Source organism: Chryseobacterium rhizosphaerae (assembly GCF_003385455.1).
Taxonomy (GTDB): domain Bacteria; phylum Bacteroidota; class Bacteroidia; order Flavobacteriales; family Weeksellaceae; genus Chryseobacterium; species Chryseobacterium rhizosphaerae.
This window is the reverse complement of sequence record NZ_QNUF01000006.1, coordinates 54133-74477: the sequence shown is the minus strand read 5'-3', so window position 1 is coordinate 74477 and position 20345 is coordinate 54133. Positions and strand designations below refer to the sequence as shown.

Sequence of the window (20345 nt, the reverse complement as noted above, 5' to 3'; positions counted from 1 at the left end):
TAAATAAATTTAACAAATATATCTTTAACTATGGGCTGTCTATATTAATTTTCCTCGGAATCTATCCTTTTCAGCTGGTCCAGATTTTTGTCAAGCTTTTTAATGATACTTCCATATACTAATTTGTAATAAAACCATATCATCGATACAGCAAGAAGGGTGCTGACTACAATTCCGACAATAATGATTGTGAGATTAGAATTGGAAGGCTGGATATTCTGGGAATTTAAAGTATAAAATATGAACGCAATTAACACAAAGGTGAAGGCTACCAAAAGAACAATACTAATGAGAATAAAGGCATTCACTGTTTTCTTGAACTTGATAATTCTTGTAATAAGCCCTTTAAGATTCTCTTCAATCTTTATTTTACGGTAGTTTTGATAGAATTTCAATACAAAGTATGCTGTGATGAGCAGGCTTAAAACTTTTATTGCTAAATAAGCATGACCGAAATTATCTTCTACTTCAGGAGCTCCCTGCGCACCCAACCTTTCCAGTACTTTACGGAAACTGTCTGATTCCTCCTCCTGGAAAAAATAAAACAACCCTAAAACAGAAAAGAAAAGGAATTCTACAACACTGATCCAGAAAATATACTTTACATAATTGCGTGATTTTCTATTCAGCATCTGAAGGATCTCAGTGTTGTCATATTTTGGCTGTACAGGCTGTTCCTGCCATGTCTTCTTAAAGCTATCTAAATCAAATTCAGGCATATTTTTCCATCTGTTCTTTAAGGGTTTTCTTTAATCTGTTCATTTTCACACGTGCGTTGACTTCGGTAATCCCGAGGTTTTCTGCAATATCCTTGTAAGGCAGATCGTCAAGATACATCATGACAATGGCTCTTTCTATATTAGGAAGAGTCTTGATTACAGTATACAAAAGCGAAATCTGTTGTTGTTTTTCATCGTCATCTTCCACAAAATCTTTGTGGTTGATGTCCAGTTCATTGGTAGGAAGGCTTTTGCTTTTTTTTCGGAAAAGAGTAATGGCTGTATTAAGCGCTACACGATACATCCATGTCGAAATTTTGGAATTTCCTTTAAAAGAATCATAACTTCTCCAAAGCTGTAAGACGATTTCCTGGAAAAGATCTTCTTCATCTTCAAGAGAATTGGTGTATAAGCGAGATACTTTAATAATCAGACCCTGATTATCTTTAATAAGCTGCGCAAATTCTTTTTCCCTGGAATTCATAGATGTATAATGGCACGAAGATAATAATAATGTGGTAATTGATGAAGAATTATATTGGACAAATGCTAAAATAGCAAATCGACTTATTTATCTGCTCGGTTTTCCAGCCTTCCTTAAATTTATGTATCTTTGCATCCGCGAGAAAATCGGCTTGTTGATTTCCCATCTTATGGGAGGTAGGAAAGTCCGGACACCATAGAGCAGCAAAGCGGATAACATCCGTCACCCGTGAGGGTAGGACAAGTGCAACAGAAAGCAGGTACAGTTCGGCTGTAGTGAAACCAGGTAAACTCTTTGCGGTGCAATGGTAAGTATATCGGTTCTTTTCAGCAATGGAAATAGGGGCGGCTCGTCCTGAAAGCCGAGGGGTAATCAGCTCAAGTCTTGCAGCAATGTAAGACGTAGATAAATAACAGGCACTTCTTCGGAAGTACAAAATCCGGCTTATAGATTTTCTCGTATTTTTCTTGTATTGAAGATACTCAAATAGTATAAAAAATAAGCGGAGACTTTTCTCCGCTTATTTTTTTTAGTTTTCATATACATGTAAGCTTACATAGTCGGCAAACTGAATCCATTCTGCATGAACGTTAGGCATTTGTAGTCCATATTGGATTGTATTAACAGGTGCCGGGTAGATATTGGGATCTCCCATTTGGAAGCCATCCCAAACTACTCCCGAGCTATCGACTGTTCTGAAGTCATAAAATGCCCATCTTGTATTAGGCATTATGCTTGTAATATAGGGATCATTATAATTATAGATGGCTGTATTACCGAGAGATGTAGTAACTGCCCATTGATAAACGGGGATTATGGCTGTACCAGATGTATCAAAAGAATCAAACTTCATTTCAGTATGTGGGGGCACAGTAAACAGTCCGGAAGGATTGGTAGATATAGGTTTAACAACAGGGTAAAAATTAACAGGATTACAGGTGATTAATCTGCCTTCAATGGTGAGTGAAGTATGGTTGGAGATCACAAGTACATTATCCTGTGTTTGTGAAAAGCTGAGTATTCCTAAAAGGAACAACGTGAATGACATTATTTTTTTCATGATAATAATTTTAAATGGAATAGAAATAATAAATAAATGATTAAAAAATGTTTGAGCTTAATGGTCAGATTTCATTTTTCTATATATTTCATCTTTCTTTTTAAAATTAATATCTAGAGCCCAGGCTATAATTTTTGCTTTATCGCCTCCGGTTTTTTTGTTTATTTCCGTTTCTGAAACCCCTGTGGAGATAATTAATGCTTTGGAAGCCGGAATAAGAATTTCTTTTCTACGGTCACTAAGTTCTACAGAGTTATTCCTTCTTTCTTCTTGTGTAGGCTGATTTTGCGGTTCCCCTAAGCGTATAAAAGCTTTATCAAAGGCCTCCATCTCGGAAGTTTTCATATTCTCCATAGTGTTGAGAGCAGTTTGTTCATTACTGCAGGAAGCTAAGCCTAAGAGAATAAAGGCTGATAGCAAGAGCTGTTTTTTCATAGTTAAAGTTTTAATGATATAGGTAAAAAATTGAGGTGATGAATATATAAAAAAATAATGTGAATAGAAAATTATTCACATTATTTAGTGTTTATGTTGAAAATATTTACATTAAATAGTTAATTGTATTAAATTATTATTCATTTTCAAGAATGTTTTTAGAGTCTATAAGACCCTGTTTGTCTTTTTCAGAAAGCTCCGGGTATTTTAAATTCATTTTTTCAAGAGTATCAATAATGATCTGTATAGCGGCCACCCTGGCAAACCATTTATTATCGGCAGGAAGTACATACCATGGTGCGTGATCCTTTGATGTTTCATTGATAGCAGTCTCATAAGCTTCCATATACTGATCAAATAATGCTCTTTCCGGAAGATCTCCGGCAGAAAATTTCCAATTTTTTTCCTGTTCATTAATTCTGTCCAATAACCTTTTCTTCTGCTCATCTTTAGACACATTCAAAAAGATCTTAATAATGGTTGTTCCATTTTGCGAAAGATGCTTTTCAAAATTTCTAATGCTTTCATACCGGTTTTCCCAGAATTTATTATCAAAATCTTCTACCGAAGACCAGGTTTTCTCACTTAGATTATATTCAGGATGTACTTTACATACCAGGACACTTTCATAATGCGAACGGTTGAATATTCCGATCATTCCTTTCTGAGGTAGTGCCAGATAATGTCTCCATAAAAAATCATGCGAATATTCCCGGGAACTTGGCGTTTTAAAACTGGTTACGTTACAGCCTTGTGGATTTACTCCTCCGAAGACATGTTCTATCATACTGTCTTTCCCGGCAGCATCCATTGCCTGTAATATAACGAGCAGAGACTGGCTACCGTCTGCATATAATTTTTCCTGTAATTCACGGAGCTTTTCCTTTTCTTTAATTAACAATTGTGCTCCTTCTTCTTTGGTAAGTTTTCCCTTATACGCTGTTGGCGTTTTTTTTATCGAGAATTTGCCGTTTACCTGAAAATCATCTGAGAAATTGGTGTCCATATATGTATAAAGATTAAAAGATTAAAAGATTAAAAGATTAAAAGATTAAAAGATTAAAAGATTAAAAGATTAAAAGATTAAAAGATTAAAAGGACTTCGCTAAACATCTACCCTTATATAAATGTAATAAAAAAACCGCCTCAAAGGAGACGGTTTCTTTATTTTTTTAAGTAGAATTTACTTCACTGCAGCTTTTTTAGCTAGTTTTGCAGCTTTTTTCTCAGCTTTTGCAGCTTCTTTCTGCTCAGCAGGAGTCAATACTTTTGCTTCAGGAGCGTTAGCATCTACATTACCTTTGATGTAAATTACGCTTCTGCTGTTGGCAGGGTCATTAGAGAAAACTTCAATCATTTTGTTGAATCCTCCATTAAGAGCTGTATTGTATCCAACTTTGATCTTAGCAGATTTTCCTGGCATAATAGGATCCTGGCTGAATTCCGGAGTTGTACATCCGCAAGATGGTTTTACGTTTGAAATGATCAAAGGTTTGTCACCAGTGTTTGTTACTGTAAAAAACCTTGTTCCATCGGCATTAGGCTTAATAGTACCGTAGTCGAAAGTAGTTTTGTCAAATGTAATAGTTTGTGCAGATGCCAGAGCAAATGTTCCGAATAAAGCAATTCCTGCAATTAATTTCTTCATATTCTTGAATGTTAATATGTTTGTTAGATAAATTTTGTGAAACAAAGTTAAAAATTATTTTAATTCATGCTTAAAAATTTTTTTCTTTAGACTATTTTTGCAAATTGCAAGCCAAAGAAATAGAATTTATGCAGATTTCAGAAAAGTACAATCCACAGGAAACAGAACAAAAATGGTACAATTACTGGTTGGAAAATAAGTATTTCCACTCAGAACCTAATGAGAAACCTCCATATACTGTGGTAATACCTCCGCCAAACGTTACGGGGATATTACACATGGGACATATGCTGAACAATACCATTCAAGATGTTCTGGTCCGTCGTGCAAGAATGCGTGGATTTAATGCTTGTTGGATTCCGGGAACAGACCATGCTTCCATTGCTACCGAAGCTAAAGTTGTTGCTAAACTGAAGTCTGAAGGAATCAGTAAGTCAGATATTACCCGCGAACAATTCCTGGAGCATGCCTGGGAATGGACGGATAAATATGGAGGAACAATCCTTGAGCAGCTAAAGAAATTAGGATGTTCATGCGATTGGGACAGAACCCGTTTTACCCTGGAAGACAAACTTTCACAACAGGTAATTAAAAGCTTTGTAGATCTTTATAACAAAGGATTAATATACAGAGGTTACAGAATGGTAAACTGGGATCCGGAAGCGAAAACCAATATCTCAGATGAAGAGGTAATATTTAAAGAACAGAACGGGAAGCTTTATTTCCTTAAATATAAAATTGAAGGCTCTGAAGAATTTCTTTCAGTGGCTACAACCCGTCCTGAAACTATTTTTGGGGATACCGCTGTATGTATTAACCCTAATGATGAGAGATATGCTCATCTGAAAGGTAAAAATGTAATTGTTCCGATTGTAGACCGCATCATTCCGATTATTGAAGATGAATATGTAGATATTGAATTCGGAACCGGAGCATTGAAAATTACTCCTGCACACGATACCAATGACTATGAGATCGGTCAGAAGCACCAGCTGAAAATGATTGATGCTTTGGATGATGACGGAAATCTTAATGAGCACGGTCTTCATTATGCAGGGAAAAACAGATTTGAAGTAAGAAAACAGATCGCTAAAGAATTAGAAGAAAAAGATCTTTTGTTAAAAGCAGAAGACTATGTGAATAAAGTAGGAACATCGGAAAGAACAGGCGCTGTTATTGAGCCTAAAGTTTCAGTACAGTGGTTCCTTAAAATGTCTGACATTGCTAAACCTGCTTTGGATGTAGTAATGGATGATGAGGTGAAATTCTATCCTGAAAAGTTTAAAAATACTTATAAGCACTGGATGGAAAACATCCGTGACTGGAATATTTCCCGTCAGCTTTGGTGGGGACAGCAGATCCCTGCGTATTATTATGGTACAGGAGATGAAGATTTTGTAGTAGCTGAAACTAAAGAAGAAGCTTTAGAACTGGCAAAACAAAAAACAGGAAATCAGCAATTAACCGCAGAAAGCCTTAGACAGGATGATGATGCTTTAGATACGTGGTTCTCATCATGGTTGTGGCCAATGTCTGTATTCGATGGATTGATTGATCCTGATAATAAAGATATTAATTATTATTATCCGACATCTGATCTGGTTACCGGTCCGGATATTATTTTCTTCTGGGTAGCAAGAATGATTATGGCCGGGTTGGAGTACCGAAAAGAAGTTCCTTTTAAAAATGTTTATTTTACAGGAATTGTAAGAGATAAGCAGAGAAGAAAGATGTCAAAATCTTTAGGAAACTCTCCGGATCCGCTTGAGCTGATGGATAAATATGGTGCTGATGGTGTTCGTGTAGGAATCCTATTGAGTTCCGCAGCTGGAAATGACCTTCTTTTCGATGAAGATCTGATGCTTCAGGGAAGAAATTTCATGACAAAAATATGGAGTGCTTTCCGTTTGATTCAAGGATGGAAGCATGAAGACAAACCTGCAATAGCTACAGACCATCAGGCTATTGAATGGTTTGAAAACAAATTAAATAAAACGATTGTTGAAATCAATGATCAGTTTGATAAATTCAGAATCTCTGATGCCCTGCATTTGATCTATAAATTAATTTGGGATGATTTTTGCGGATGGTACCTTGAAGCTATTAAGCCTAATTATGGAGAGGGTATTTCTAAAGAAGTATATGACAGAACAATTGTTTTCTTTGAAGAATTAATGAAGCTACTTCATCCGTTCATGCCTTTCCAGTCAGAAGAAATCTGGCAGTTGATTTCAGAAAGAAGTATGGAAGAAGCTCTTGTTATTGCTCAGCAGAAAAATGCAGATAGCTTTAATGAAGAAATCATCAGAAACTTTGAAATCGCAAAAGAACTGATTTCGGGAGTTAGAAATTATCGTCAGACCAAAGGGATTTCTCCAAGAGAAGAAGTTGAAATATTTACAAATGCTTCTGAATTTGCCAATGATAATGTGGTAAGAAAATTAGCTAATATTTCGGAGATCCACTTTGGATTGAAAACAGATAAGCCAAGTTTCACCTTCCTGGTAGGAGCGACAGAAGTGTCTATTCCTCTAAGTGAAAACCTAGACCTGGGAGAAGAAAAAGCTAAAACTGAAGAAGAAGTAAAGTATTTAAAAGGGTTTTTAATTTCAGTTGAAAAGAAACTTTCCAATGAAAAGTTTGTTGCCAATGCCAAACCTGAAGTGGTAGAAGTTGAGCGTAAAAAACAAAAAGACGCTCAGGATAAAATTGCCATTTTGGAAGAGAAACTGAAAAGCTTGTAATTAATCAAGGAAATTCCCTGAAAGCTATACCTATAAAAGAAGACCAGTTAATCTCGTCTTCTTTTATGTATTAATGATAGAAATCAGGCCCCTGCGCCTGAAAAATAAGTGTACGGCTGGAGTAGAATGAAAAATAAACCATTGCCAACGATCACTGGATCAGTTGAAGGTTTTATTTTCGACGATATCCAGCTGGCCATTGAAAAAAAGTAATAAATAACATGACACATATAGAAAACATACGGAAACTATTCTCAAAAGACTTTGTAGAAAGCCCTTTGTTGGAGAGTTTTGAAGTTGGGAAAATTTACCTTTCCAGTGGAAAACTGATCGCTTGTGATCCCTTAATTACCAATGATATGCTTCCTTTTACCACAGAATTTCCAAAAGGAAATTTCTCAGTGATGTTACACAAAGAAAGAGAAAGCAATTGTGTAGCGTATGCAGAAATAATATTCAGTAATTCTGCGATTACAGATTGGAAACTGGCTACTACAGCGGGACAGAATATCAAAGATCTTGCAGAAGGAGAAGTTTTCGGATATCCTGTAGAAAGTGGAATGGGTTGTCTGATGGATGTGGATACCCAAACCAGTCTTAATGATTTGGAACAAAAACTGTATCAAAAGAAAGGAGGAGACTTTATGGGAATCTATGAAGAATTTTTCCACGACTATTTCTTTGATGAGAATGGCGCTATAGATCAATATGCCTTCCTGAAACCGGCAGACGAACACCCTGGAACTATATTTGCTTTTGAGACCGGATATGGTGAAGGTTTTTATGCCAGTTATATAGCTTATGATAAGGATCAGCAGCCTGTAAAGATAATTACTGAATTTATTGAAATAAGTTAATTAAAATAGTTACTTTTGGATCACTGATTTTCACCAGATATAAATGTTAAAACTAATATAAAGCACAATGAAATTCTCCTCAGAACAACCCAGAATTATTGTTGTAGGCAGCTCATCAATAGATTTGGTTTTAGAAACCGAAAAGCTTCCTTTACCTAATGAAACCGTTTTAGCCGTTAATTCAGACAGCTATTTTGGAGGGAAAGGAGCCAACCAGGCGGTAGGAACGGCGAGGCTTGGGGCTAGTGTTTATTTTATAGGGTGTGTGGGGATGGATCCACTGGGCCAGCAGATCATGAGGAATCTTGTGAGTGAAAATGTGAATGTAGGTTTTGTTCATGAAACAGACAAAGAGTCCACAGGAACAGCTTATGTAACAACCTGTAACGGAAATGCGGCTATTGTAGTGGTTCCGGCGGCAAATAAATATCTTAATAAAGCTCATATAGATGAAGCAGACCGGTATTTTCATAGCGCAGACCTTGTTCTTGTGCAGCTTGAAGTTTCTATCGAGGTTGTAGAATATACAGTAAAAAAAGCAAAAAAATATGGCAAGAAAGTGGGGCTTTATGCTTCTCCTGCTATGCCTGTAAATGAAGCAATTATTGAAAATGTCGACTTTATTGTAGCGAAAAGCAATGAACTCTATATTATTTTTGGCGAAGAGAAAAGGGAAGAAGTCCTTAAAAAATACTTCAACAAAGTATTTGTAAGAGATGATACGAATTCTACAATTTATTTTGACGGTACTGAGATGAAATATTTCAGGAATGACAAAGATAAGACTGTTTATAAGATGGGGATGGGAGATGCATTCACTTCAGGATTTGCTATAGCCCTGTGCCATGGAAATACGATAGAAGATTGCGTGAAATTTGGAAATGAAGTTTCGGCAAGAGTCTCAGGAGGTAAAGGTTCACAGACGGGATTACCTAAGATGTCGGAATTCTTTTCTTAAAATTATTTGAGGCATATTAAAATTTAAAAACTTAACATAAAAATATAATGAAAATGTCCACTTTTATAGTGGATTTTTTCTTTTATACTATGGAAAAACTAATACTTACCACAGAAGATCATGTTTCTTTAACAGCACACCTTTTCAGGCCTGAAAAAAGCAATGGAAAATTACTGCTTATTAATTCCGCAACAGGGGTTAAACAACAGGTGTACTTTTCATTTGCCCAATATTTTTCGGAACAGGGATTCACAGTTATCACTTATGATTACAGGGGAATAGGGCTTTCCAAACCTGAGAATATGAGAGGATTTCATGGCTCTATGAGGCTTTGGGGCTCAAAAGACTATAAAGAGCTCACCCGCTATATCAAGGTGAAATTCTCAGACTACAGGAAGTATTGTTTGGGACATTCCGTAGGAGCATTAATTCTGGGAATGAATAAAGATTCTGAGATGTTTGAAGAACTTATTTTTGTGGGAACTCAGAATGCTTTTGTGGGAAACCTTAAAAAGAGAACAAAAATTGAAGCTTATCTTGGCTTTGGAATTGTGCAGCCCTTAACGACCTCACTGTTAGGGTATTTTCCGGCGCATTGGTTTGGGCTTGGAGAAAGTCTTCCAAAAAATTGTGCATATGACTGGAGAACCTTAATTTTAAACAAGAAATCAACCAACAAGCTGTTGGAGAAAATTGATGACTATTCTAAAAATTTAAAACAAAAAGTATTCGTGGTCAGGGCGGAAGATGATATATGGTTAACAGAGAAAGGAGTATTAAGTTTATTAAACAATACCTATCCTAACCTTACACCCACGTACAGACTTGTAAAAACTTCCGAATCTGAAAAAAAAGAAATAGGACACGTTAATTTTTTTAGAAATTATAATAAAAAACTTTGGGATATTATTTTAAATGAACTGATAGATAAATGAAAAGTACAATTGACAACACCGTAGAATTTGTAAAAGAAAAATTAATGGGGGCAGAAGCCGGACACGACTGGTTTCATATTGAAAGAGTTTGGAAACTGTCCAGAAAGATTGCGGAAACCGAAACCTGCGATCAGGAAGTGGTAGAACTTTCGGCGCTTCTTCATGATATCGCAGATCCTAAATTTCATAATGGAGATGAAACGATAGCTCCTAAAATATCCAGAGAATTTCTTACAGAGCAAAATGTTTCTGAAGAGACTATAGAGAAAGTTCTTTTTGTTATTGAAAATATATCATTTAAAAACAGAGGCAATGCTCCTTTAGATCCTTCTATAGAGCTTAAAATAGTACAGGATGCAGACCGTATTGATGCTATTGGTGCCATTGGGGTTGCCAGAACATTTAATTTCGGAGGATTCAAAAATAATCCGATGTACGACCCTGAAATTAAACCCAGCCTACATATGTCTAAAGAAGAGTATAAAAAATCAAATGGGACAACCATCAATCATTTTTATGAAAAATTATTGCTTCTGAAAGATTTAATGAACACGGAGACGGGGAAAAAACTGGCTGAAGAAAGGCACAATTATATGCTAAACTTCCTTGACCAGTTCTATAAAGAATGGAATGTAGACTAAGGCTCTCCTGAAAATTCTGAAATCAGTATCTTTGCAATATGGAATTTATCATTTTTGTTATCTTTTGGGCTTGTGTGTTTTCTTTGGTTTTTTATAAAGTGAAATCAGGAAAGGTGGCAAAATGGGCAAAGCTGTTCCGTATTCTCACGGTTGTTTTTTCAATTTCTTTTTTTGCGTATTGGTTTATCAAAAAAAGCGCTGTCGCATTTGTTGACAATTCAGTGGGGCTTCAGGTTGTGAATAAACTTCCACAGACGCTGGATTTTTATCTGATCAATGTGAATAAGGTACAGTCAAACATAATACTAGAGCCTAAGCATATAGGGAAAATACGTCCGGAATACTATAGGATAGAATATCTTAAAATGGATACATCTGATGAGTATTGGATTGTGGGGTATTTGGGGAAAAAGAACCTTGTTTATTTTTCTCAACATTCTGTTCCCAATAAGAATATTGATCAGATCGTAGAGGTACAAAATTATATCAATCAAAGTGTAAAGCTTTCTGAAGCTGCAAAAAAACAGGTTGATGCCTACAATTATGAAAATACAAAACTGGGAATCTGGATCTCATTGGATTTTCTGCTTTTATTCCTTAATCTGGTATTGCTTCTGAGAAAAAATAAATCACACTAAATGAAAAAAGAGTAATAAACCATAGTTTATTACTCTTTTTTTTATTTTATATTAAGGATAATCCAGAATATGCATGACTTGCTCTTTAAGTTCTTCCGGGCAGCTTTTAACCAATTTATCTTTATTCAGTTTACTTATTTGTCCGGGTTCCAACCATTCAGTAACATTGGAGCTCATACTATGGTTATCATATATTCTTTTTATGGTACCATTTTCATAAAAAATATACTCATCGCCTAACCAGTTGTTGGCGATGCTAATTCTACAGATTTCCTTTTCCATTATCTCGTTTTTTTAAGTTTACACTGTTGTGTGAAATATATTAGTTCACTAAAGTATAAAAATTTATGATAAGAAAAGGTTTTTATCACTGAGAAATGAATTTTAGCAATAAACTGGAATCATTCTATATAAGTTTTTGTGAATGAGTATATTATTATTTGACAGTACTCTGTTTGGACTAAAATAATGTTCCTGTACTTTCACTGGCCATCTGCGGAACATGAATATCAGTTTTCCATTCTTCATTGACTTTTTTAATGAAGTAAGCAGACAGCAGAGGAGAAGCTTTTTCTATATTTTGATGAACAAAGAAATAAAGATTTTGTAAACCTTCTTTTTTCCATTTTGTCAGATGCTTTAACCAGTCATCCAATCTTTCATAGTCACTCTCTGCGTTAGCTCCTACATAACGGATAAATGCATTAGGAGTAGTAAGACGCATATGGAGCATATCTCTCCTTCCCGCAGTATCTACGATGATGTTGGTGATGTTATGGGCTTCAAAGAGCTCGCAGGTTGTATTGAGTATCTCTTCGTCAGTAAACCATTCCGTATTTCTAAGCTCTATAGCCAGAGGAACTTCTTTGGGCCATTCTTTCACAAACTTTTCCAGCCTGTCGTAATCCTTCGGTTTAAAATTATCATGAAGCTGAAGAAAAGCCATTCCTAATTTTTCATCAAAATTCATGACGGCAGAAGCAAAATGAGTTACAGGATCCGTAACGTCAATAAGTCTTCTGAAATGCGATACCGTATTGGTGATCTTAGGAAAGAATTTAAAATTTTCAGGTGTTTTTTCCTTCCATGTTTTCACCTGATCCGGAGTAGGCATTCCGTAAAATGTAGCATTCAGTTCAATAGAATTAAATTGAGTGGCATAATAGGTCAGCTCATCCTTTGTTCCTTTAGGATAAAATCCTTTAAGGTCGGTTTTGTTCCATTTGGCGCATCCTATAGATAGGTTTTCAAACCCTTTTTTATTAAGATTTAAAATTTCTTTGGTTTTAGAATGATCTTTGGGAAGGGTAAAATCTATTTTTGAAGGGTCTTCTACTTGTCCGAATTTCATATATCTCGTTTTATGGTATTAAACAATATACACAAATATAAACCAAAAAAATCATAGAACGTTCTATGATTTTTGGTAAAAAAGATGTGTTTTGAAGAAGATTATCTTTTTATAATCTTCTCCGTTACTTGTCCTTTATCAGTGGTTATTTTCATGATGTAAACTGAATTAGGATAGCTTGAAAGATCAATTTTTATAAGTTCCTGATTAAAATCCTGGTTGAAGATAATCCTTGACTGAGTATCAACTATTTTTATATTTTTTATAACAGAGTCAGAATTAACCTGCAGGATATCTTTTACAGGATTTGGGAAAACTTGGAAAGATTTTATATTAGCTTTTACATTTCTGTTTTGAAGAAAGCTCCCACAGTTTGCTGTAAATGTAATATCAGGATACATTGATTGTAGATCGCTTAATTGGGCATCGTCGACACACATTTGGAGATTGATGTTATAGCCATTGTAATCATGAAATTCCTCTATAGATCCATTTCTTATATTAACATAAGTGAGGTTTGGCATATTCCAAAGTGAAAGTCCTTCAAAATTTGTTGCAGTAGAAAAATTCAGTTGTGTTATTTGAGGACTGTTGCTAATAAATGCAGTTTTTAGCTTTATATTATTTAAAGTATTCACTTGTGAAATTAGAGGTAGTGACTGTAACGTAATGGATTCTAAGTTAAAATTGTTAGAAATGTCAATAGAAGATAGTAAGTTGTCATCTTTAAGCTCTAATGTTTTTAAAGCGGAACATTGTGAAGTATTTAAGGTATTTATTTCTGTATTATGAATGGTAATTTCTTTAATACCAGTACATTGTAATAAATTAATTGAATTTAATTCAGGAAAAACACCATCTCTTTCTATTACGTAATAACCGATCGCTATTTTTTGTATAGCAGTACAGTTCTCTATATCTAATTCTTTTAAATGACTGTTGCCATTAAAAATGAAATTTGCTAATGAGGTACAATTTTTAGCAGTAATTTTTTGTAGATCATCGTTACCTTGAGTATTTAAGGCCTCGACTCTGCCGGTTTTTAAAGTGGTAAGACTCGCAAGATTACTAACATTTACTGTATTCATATAACCACATGAGTTGGTGATATCAATATTTTCCAAAGCTTGTGCAGCAATGAAGTTGATACTATTGGATATTTTCTGATTAAAAGCCTTTAATATTTTAAGTTTTGGAAGACCCGCAAGGTTCAGTGCATTTACATTCCCAAAATAAATACCAGATGTAGTATTGTATCCGTATCTGTTGTAGAAAGAGCAATCTAATTCTTCCAGATTAACAAGCCCTGCTGTACTAAAATCAATAGTGGGAGCATTCAGTCCTTTTATTTTCTTTAATGAAGTACTGCCATTCAGGTTCACTGCAGAAAAATAGGCTCCGGTTGAAGAATAGTGATCGGTGTCTGCTATGATTTCCTGCAAATTAGTACAGTTGTTGGCAATCAGTTCGATATCCTGACTGTTGCTGGAGGAAAATGTTCCGTTATCACCCAGTACGGATATCTTTGTTAAAGTGCTTAGATTAGGAACCGAAATTTTTGATAAAAACTTACACGAATTAAAAGTTAAACTGGTAATACTTGAGTTCTGAATATGAAGTTCTTTAAGTTCAGCTGAATCAATAATCGCATTGCTGTTGATCTGTTGACAGTTTTTTATACTTAAACTGTTTTCAGGAGAATACCACGGATTACCTGTAGCCTGATAGGCGATGACATCTGTAATATTTTGGATTCCCGGGCAGTTGTCAAATGAAAGATTAATAGGGGCTGCTGTATATTGTCCGGATTGAGAGAGGTCATAGTAGAAAGGTCTTCCCTGTACTTTTTTGATTTTACCGTTATTGATAAAGCTGATATTGGCGGTTCTGGTATTCCAAAAGTAAAGTTCTTCAAGATTGGAGAAAAGTAAGGCGTCTGAAATACCATCAGGAAGATGGCTGTTGTAATAGGTAGAATTTATATTGTTAGGATCATTTCGGTCTCCGGCAGGATTAATATACATCTGGTCAGCATCCACCTTTATATTCAGAATTTTTACCTGTAGAGCCTCCGGAAGCTGAATTTCTCCATCCCCATTCTGGTCAATAACAATAGCATTTCCATTAAGGTCTTTTGCAATCTGATTGGTGGGATTGGCACTTAGCAGAAGTGCTTTGAATTTTACATCAGAAAAGTTGAGGGTCTGAGTATAAGCCATAGAAAAACAGCTTACTGATAAAGTAAATAGTATTTTTTTCATAATTGAGTTTTTAATGGTATTAGATTTTTTGACTATCCATTCATGTGAATGCTAAATTAGTCCTTTTTTAATAGGTTGATTATTAGTGGTTTTAAATGTGTTTTTGTTTTTTATATGCTAAATATGGTGGTTTTAGTGTATTGTGATTAAAATTTTTAATGAATTTAAAAAATAAATATGGTATTATTCTTTTGTATAGAAAAATATCTATGTGATCTATTTAAAATTTCTTTGGTTTTAGAGTGATTTTTGGGAAGAGCAAAATCTATTTTATAAAGGGCTTCTACCTGTCCGAATTTCATATTAAATTATTTTAATCTTTAAAATAAGCATTTTTTTTCATTGATTTCTATAGAAAAGATGAGAATTTACACAGCTGATATGATATAGATATTAAGTTTTTTTTAAGGAAATGTTAAACTTTATGTTACGTAATGTTAATTATATGTTACCGTACTTCATTTCTCTGAAATCTAATTTTACCTTCAAATTCGTAGTAATAAAAATATGAAGAAAAAATTGATCTGTGCTTTTGCTTTACTGTCTTTTGGATTTGCATTTTCACAGGAAACAAGCTCTAAAATTTTTGGGAGATTAAAAGGAATTTCTTCTGAAGTTACAGTAAAGGTAATACATATACCTACCAATAGTACTTTTGAAACCAAAAGTAATAGTAAAGGGCAGTTCAGTCTGGATAATCTTCAGCCTGGTGGTCCTTATAAGATAATGATATCTGATGGCTCAAAAATTATTTACGAAAATACGAACGTACAACTTGCTTTGGGAAGTAATGATTTGCCGGTAGTAGAATTAGGAAATACAGAAAGGACTCTTGATGAGGTAAAGATTACCTCTAAAAAAAACAGTGTGAAAAACGGTATAGGGATCAGTCAGGCACAGATTTCAGGACTACCTAATATCAACAGAGGAATCCAGGATGTTACCAAATTGGTTCCTCAGAGTGCTAATAATTCTTTTAACGGAACCAATTTCCGTTATAATAACGTTACTATTGATGGTTCCATCAATAATGATGCAATTGGTTTCAGCCCTTCTCTAGGAGGGCAAACAGGTACTTCGGGAATGCCGGGAAGCAGTACCCGCTCCAATTCCATAAGTTTAGATGCTATTCAGGATGTACAGGTTTATATCGCTCCTTATGATGTAAAGCTGGGGAATTTTCTTGGAGGAAGTATCAATGCTGTCACGCGCAGTGGAAGTAATGATGTAACGGGTTCCATGTATGTATATGGAAGGAATGCAAGCATTACGGGAAATAACAGAGTGGGAGATAATTCAAAAATGCCAAAAGATTTTTCAGATTTTATTTACGGGGGAAGAGTAGGATTACCGATTGTAAGAGATAAATTATTTCTATTTACCAATCTGGAGTATACCAAAAGAACAGATCCTGTGTTTTATAATGCTAATGATCCCAATGCTTTGGTTAATGAGGGAGTAGCACAGCGGATTTCAGATTTTGTAAGAACTAAATACGGGTTCAATGTAGGTAGTTTTAATCAATACAACAATTTCTCTGAAAGTTCTAAGCTTTTTAATAAACTAGATTGGAAAATCAATGATCAACATACATTATCTATTAAAAATAATACAGTATTTTCACAAGCTTCCAACCTGGAAAGAGACGGTGCCAATTTCAGATTTTCCAGTATGGATTTTATTCAGAAAAATACGGCTTCCACCACTACACTTGAGTTGAAAAGTCGTTTTAATGATAAATGGAATAATAATTTAGTTCTAGGGTATTCTTCTATTCATGATTACAGAGATCCTACTTCAGGTAACGCAATGTTTCCCCAGGTTGAAATTGCGTATAATGGCGGAACTATTTTGTTGGGAAACGATAGAGAAGCTACCGTTTTTAATATGAAACAGAAGACTTTTGAAATTACGGATAATCTGACTTATAAAACAGGAAATCATACTTTTTTATTGGGAACTCATAATGAGTTGTATAATATTAATTATGGTTTTGTAAATGCCTTGAATGGTAGAATTTCTTACAAAAGTCTCAATGATTTTTATAATTCCAACCCTGCAAGAATAAGAGGTACCTATCCTTTTAACGGAGAAGACAGACAAACTCTTTTTGATAATCCATATGCCCAATATAAAGTCAATCTTCTTTCCATGTATTTACAGGATGAGATCAACTGGGGACGGGTAAGATTGTCACCTGGAGTGAGAGTGGATTATACGGATTTACCTAACAAACCGCAGCTGAGTCCACTGGTAACAAATTCACCTCAGGATCCTAATTTTGGTAAGACCTATGAGTATACTCCATTAAGCCAACTTACCAATAATTATCTTAATAAACCTACTTTCTCTCCAAGGCTCGGATTTACCATCGATATCACCGAAGACAGATCTATGGTATTAAGAGGAGGATCTGGTATTTTTGTGGGAAGAATTCCATTTGCATGGTTGGGATATGCCTATTATAATGATGGGGTCGGTTTTGGAAGTTATGATTATAATGCCCCTACAGCAGCACAGATTGCGACTAATGGGGACCCTTTGATAGGTTCTAATTTCCCGAAATGGCAAAATTCTTCAAAAGTACAGGTAGACCTTATCGATAACAATTTTAAAATGCCAAGAGTCTGGAGAAGTTCCTTGGCTTTTGATTATATTTTGCAAGGTTATAAATTTACTTTAGAAGGTATCTATACTAAAGTCCTTTATGATTTGAGGTTCCAGCAAGTGAATAAAACAGATAATGTAACATATTACAGCTATGATGTAAATCATGAAATGCCAATTTATACTACCAACATCAACAGTAACTTTTCCAATGCTTATCTTCTTTCCAATACTAAAGAAGGATACCGTTACAACCTTACCGCACAGCTTTCAAAATCTTATAATTTTGGATTTAATTTCTTTGTAGCCTATACCTATGGTGATGCTAAAGATATTACAAATGGTATAAGGAATTCGATGGAGAGTAACTGGCAGATGAATCAGTCACTGACACCTAATGATCCTAAGCTGACAACTTCTAACTTTGCAACCAAGAACAGGATTGTGGCTAATCTCGGATATGCCTTTAATCTGTCTAAAACAAATAGACTATCTACAAATGTGTATTTCAATGCTCAGTCAGGAAATCCATATTCCTGGGGGTTTGTGAACAGTACTATTGCTAACACAGGGCAGGCTGCGGGCCTTGCTTATATCTTTAAAGATGCCAATGAAGCAGCAAAATATATTGTCCCTATAAAAGATGCTTCCGGAAATGTACTGGTATCCGCTCAGCAACAGATTGCAGATTATGAAAATTTTATCAATAATAATGATTATCTGAAATCAAGAAGAGGAAAATTTACTGAAAGAAATGGTGATTTTACTCCTTGGAATGTTCAGGCAGATATCAGAATTATGGATGAGATCCGACTTAGTGAGAAATCTAAAAGTAATATTCAGATTTCATTAAGTATCATCAACTTTACCAACTTATTAAACAAAGATTGGGGTAAAGTATATTTTGTACCTAATACATTTAATTCCACAGCAAGTGTAGGATTAACGAAAGTCGGAAATATTGCTACAGGCCAGCCTTCGGCAGGAGATCCAACGTATAATTTTAAAACACCGGGATTACCTTATACGATTGATCAGTTTGCATCAAGATTTCAGGCGCAGCTTGGGGTCAGATACAATTTCTAATGATTAATCTTTTATTTTATACACTTTTTCAATAGATCCGGATTTTCTTTCCGGGTCTTTTTTGTTAATATAGGTCTTCAATCGAAGAAAGCTGGTTAAAATATCAGGTTGATAAATAGTAAAAGAAATACAGGATGTTACGAGATAAAACAATAAAAGCACGCCAGAGGCGTGCTTTCGTTGATATGACGTGTTTATTATTTGGGTCTACGCTTCACAAGCAGAGCATGTTACGAAATTAACCATCATTTCTTTTGAAACAGAAGAACTTCTTTGGTAGTAAAGTGTTTTCACTCCTTTCTTCCAAGCTTCTATATACAGATAGTTAACGTCTTTTACAGGCATTGTGGAAGGAATCTGAAGATTCAATGACTGTGCCTGATCGATATATTGTTGTCTCTGTGCAGCCTGAGAAATAATTTCCATAGGAGAAATTTCTTTAAATGTTTTGAATACTGCTTTTTCTTCGTCAGTTAATTCAGACAAATGCTGTACAGAACCATGGTTCAGCATGATTGTTCTCCAGGTTTCCTCGTTGTCCAATCCTTTTTCTTCCAGTAATTTAGCAAGATATTTGTTCTTACGCATAAAGTTTCCTTTAGCCAGACCTGCTTTATAATAGTTAGATGCAAAAGGCTCAATTCCCGGAGATGTTTGTCCTAAGATAGCAGAACTTGAAGTGGTAGGAGCAATGGCCATTGTAGTGGTATTTCTCAGTCCATATCCTTTCAATAATTCCGGTTCACCATAAATATTGGCTAGTTCCCTTGAGGCTTGTTCAGCCTGTTCTTTGATATGTCTGAAAGCTCTTGCATTAAATTGAGTAGCTTCAAAACTTTCAAACGGGATCATATTTTTCTGTAAATAAGAATGATATCCTAATACTCCTAATCCAAGTGCTCTGTGACGAAGTGCGAAGTTTCTTGCTCCCTGCAGGTAATAATTTCCTTCAGTTTTTTCAATGAATTCTGATAAAACAGCATCAAGGAAATAAACAGCCAGCTTTACAGCATCAGTATCTTTCCATTCATCATATAGTTCAAGGTTCATTGATGATAAACAGCAGATGAACGATTCTTCTCTCGTAGATGGAAGCATGATTTCCGAGCAAAGATTACTTGCGTTAACAGTCATTCCCTGATCTTTGTAAACCTGAGGTTTGTTTCTGTTTACGTTATCTGTAAAGAAAATATAAGGAAGACCTTTTTGCTGGCGGCTTTCTAATACTCTTGCCCAAACTTTACGTTTTTCCATATCACCGTCAATCATGTCCTGCATCCAGTAATCAGGTACACAAACTCCGGTAAATAAATTCTGAATAGGGCTTCCGATATCTTTGATCGATAAAAATTCTTCAATATCTCCATGGTCGATGTCCAGATAAGCTGCAAAAGCACCTCTTCTTACTCCTCCCTGAGAAACAACATCCATTGCGGTGTCAAACAATTTCATGAAAGAAACAGCTCCTGAAGATTTTCCATTATCTGTTACTGCAGTACCTCTGTTACGAAGTTCTCCAAAATATCCGGAAGTTCCTCCTCCAATTTTTGTCTGCATAATTACTTCACCCATTTTGTGAGTAATCCCTTCGATACTATCCGGGATATGAACATTGAAACATGAGATAGGAAGACCTCTCTGTGTTCCCATATTAGCCCATACCGGTGAAGAGAAACTGATCCATCCTTTGGTGATCATTTCCTTAAATGCAGGCTGTAATTCCGGCTTATATAATTTTTTTGCAGCAGCAGTGGTAATTCTGTCGATGGCTCCATCTACTGTTTCTCCTTTCAACAGATATCCTCTGTTCAGCATCTGCTCAGACTCTTCGTTGAGCCACCATATATTTGAATTTTGTTCTTCCATAGATGTTATATTTTCGAATTCCGGAGTGTGGTAATCACCCCGGAATTTTGTTGTA

17 protein-coding genes and 1 other RNA gene are annotated in these 20345 nt (G+C 35.1%); 8 read left to right on the top strand and 10 right to left on the bottom strand.

What is annotated here, in order from left to right; genetic code table 11:
* Positions 1–44: 44 nt before the first annotated feature.
* Positions 45–719 (bottom strand): MFS transporter, encoded by a 675-nt coding sequence (locus tag DRF57_RS07045; RefSeq protein ID WP_047488257.1) that lies wholly within the window; start codon positions 717–719, stop codon positions 45–47.
* Positions 712–1203, bottom strand: coding sequence for an RNA polymerase sigma factor (locus DRF57_RS07040; RefSeq protein WP_027374652.1), 492 nt, complete (start codon positions 1201–1203; stop codon positions 712–714). The genes DRF57_RS07045 and DRF57_RS07040 overlap by 8 nt, the downstream gene beginning before the upstream one ends.
* Positions 1204–1341: 138 nt before the next feature.
* Between DRF57_RS07040 and rnpB the strand changes: the two genes are divergently transcribed.
* An RNA gene (gene rnpB, locus DRF57_RS07035) (RNase P RNA component class A) lies at positions 1342–1666 on the top strand.
* Between the two features lie 66 nt (positions 1667–1732).
* On the opposite strand, the gene DRF57_RS07030 is transcribed toward rnpB, so the two are convergent.
* From DRF57_RS07030 to DRF57_RS07015, 4 genes are all read right to left on the bottom strand, one after another.
* A complete protein-coding gene (locus DRF57_RS07030) occupies positions 1733–2263 on the bottom strand; it encodes a hypothetical protein (RefSeq protein WP_047488260.1) in 531 nt (176 codons plus the stop codon).
* Between the two features lie 57 nt (positions 2264–2320).
* On the bottom strand, positions 2321–2698 hold the full coding sequence (locus DRF57_RS07025; protein WP_084085258.1) for a hypothetical protein: 378 nt from the start codon (positions 2696–2698) through the stop codon (positions 2321–2323).
* A 136-nt stretch (positions 2699–2834) separates the two neighbouring features.
* A complete protein-coding gene (locus DRF57_RS07020; protein ID WP_047488264.1) occupies positions 2835–3704 on the bottom strand; it encodes a polyphosphate kinase 2 family protein in 870 nt (289 codons plus the stop codon).
* Positions 3705–3881: 177 nt separating this feature from the next.
* A complete protein-coding gene (locus DRF57_RS07015; protein ID WP_047488266.1) occupies positions 3882–4346 on the bottom strand; it encodes a DUF1573 domain-containing protein in 465 nt (154 codons plus the stop codon).
* Positions 4347–4474: 128 nt separating this feature from the next.
* Here DRF57_RS07015 and DRF57_RS07010 point away from each other — a divergent pair, with 128 nt between their 5' ends.
* The 6 genes from DRF57_RS07010 to DRF57_RS06985 all read left to right on the top strand — a co-directional run bounded on the left by DRF57_RS07010 (position 4475) and on the right by DRF57_RS06985 (position 11119).
* The gene (locus DRF57_RS07010; RefSeq protein ID WP_047488269.1) at positions 4475–7090 is read left to right on the top strand and encodes a valine--tRNA ligase; all 2616 of its coding nucleotides are present in this window, start codon (positions 4475–4477) and stop codon (positions 7088–7090) included.
* 221 nt (positions 7091–7311) lie between these two features.
* Positions 7312–7947, top strand: a complete 636-nt coding sequence (locus DRF57_RS07005) for a DUF4241 domain-containing protein (protein WP_084085254.1) — start codon at positions 7312–7314, stop codon at positions 7945–7947.
* Between the two features lie 67 nt (positions 7948–8014).
* On the top strand, positions 8015–8905 hold the full coding sequence (locus DRF57_RS07000) for a ribokinase (protein WP_047488274.1): 891 nt from the start codon (positions 8015–8017) through the stop codon (positions 8903–8905).
* A gap of 89 nt (positions 8906–8994) precedes the next feature.
* The gene (locus tag DRF57_RS06995) at positions 8995–9840 is read left to right on the top strand and encodes an alpha/beta hydrolase family protein (protein ID WP_047488533.1); all 846 of its coding nucleotides are present in this window, start codon (positions 8995–8997) and stop codon (positions 9838–9840) included.
* Entirely contained in the window at positions 9837–10481 is a 645-nt protein-coding gene (locus DRF57_RS06990) for an HD domain-containing protein (RefSeq protein WP_115917631.1), read from the top strand. The genes DRF57_RS06995 and DRF57_RS06990 overlap by 4 nt, the downstream gene beginning before the upstream one ends.
* A 98-nt stretch (positions 10482–10579) precedes the next feature.
* Entirely contained in the window at positions 10580–11119 is a 540-nt protein-coding gene (locus DRF57_RS06985) for a hypothetical protein (RefSeq protein WP_228406056.1), read from the top strand.
* Between the two features lie 51 nt (positions 11120–11170).
* Here DRF57_RS06985 and DRF57_RS06980 read toward each other — a convergent pair whose 3' ends face one another.
* The 3 genes from DRF57_RS06980 to DRF57_RS06970 form a co-directional block, all read right to left on the bottom strand.
* Positions 11171–11401 (bottom strand): hypothetical protein, encoded by a 231-nt coding sequence (locus DRF57_RS06980; RefSeq protein ID WP_047488290.1) that lies wholly within the window; start codon positions 11399–11401, stop codon positions 11171–11173.
* Between the two features lie 178 nt (positions 11402–11579).
* The gene (locus DRF57_RS06975; protein WP_115917629.1) at positions 11580–12470 is read right to left on the bottom strand and encodes a DUF72 domain-containing protein; all 891 of its coding nucleotides are present in this window, start codon (positions 12468–12470) and stop codon (positions 11580–11582) included.
* Between the two features lie 101 nt (positions 12471–12571).
* Positions 12572–14731: a T9SS type A sorting domain-containing protein gene (locus DRF57_RS06970; RefSeq protein WP_115917626.1), complete on the bottom strand. Its 2160-nt coding sequence runs from the start codon at positions 14729–14731 to the stop codon at positions 12572–12574.
* Positions 14732–15238: 507 nt separating this feature from the next.
* On the opposite strand from DRF57_RS06970, the gene DRF57_RS06965 reads away from it, so the two are divergent.
* Positions 15239–18424 carry a TonB-dependent receptor gene (locus DRF57_RS06965; RefSeq protein ID WP_115917624.1) on the top strand — a complete coding sequence of 1062 codons (3186 nt, stop codon included), beginning with the start codon at positions 15239–15241 and terminating at the stop codon, positions 18422–18424.
* Positions 18425–18631: 207 nt separating this feature from the next.
* Here DRF57_RS06965 and DRF57_RS06960 read toward each other — a convergent pair whose 3' ends face one another.
* Positions 18632–20299: a ribonucleoside-diphosphate reductase subunit alpha gene (locus DRF57_RS06960; protein WP_262484686.1), complete on the bottom strand. Its 1668-nt coding sequence runs from the start codon at positions 20297–20299 to the stop codon at positions 18632–18634.
* Between the last annotated feature and the right edge of the window lie 46 nt (positions 20300–20345).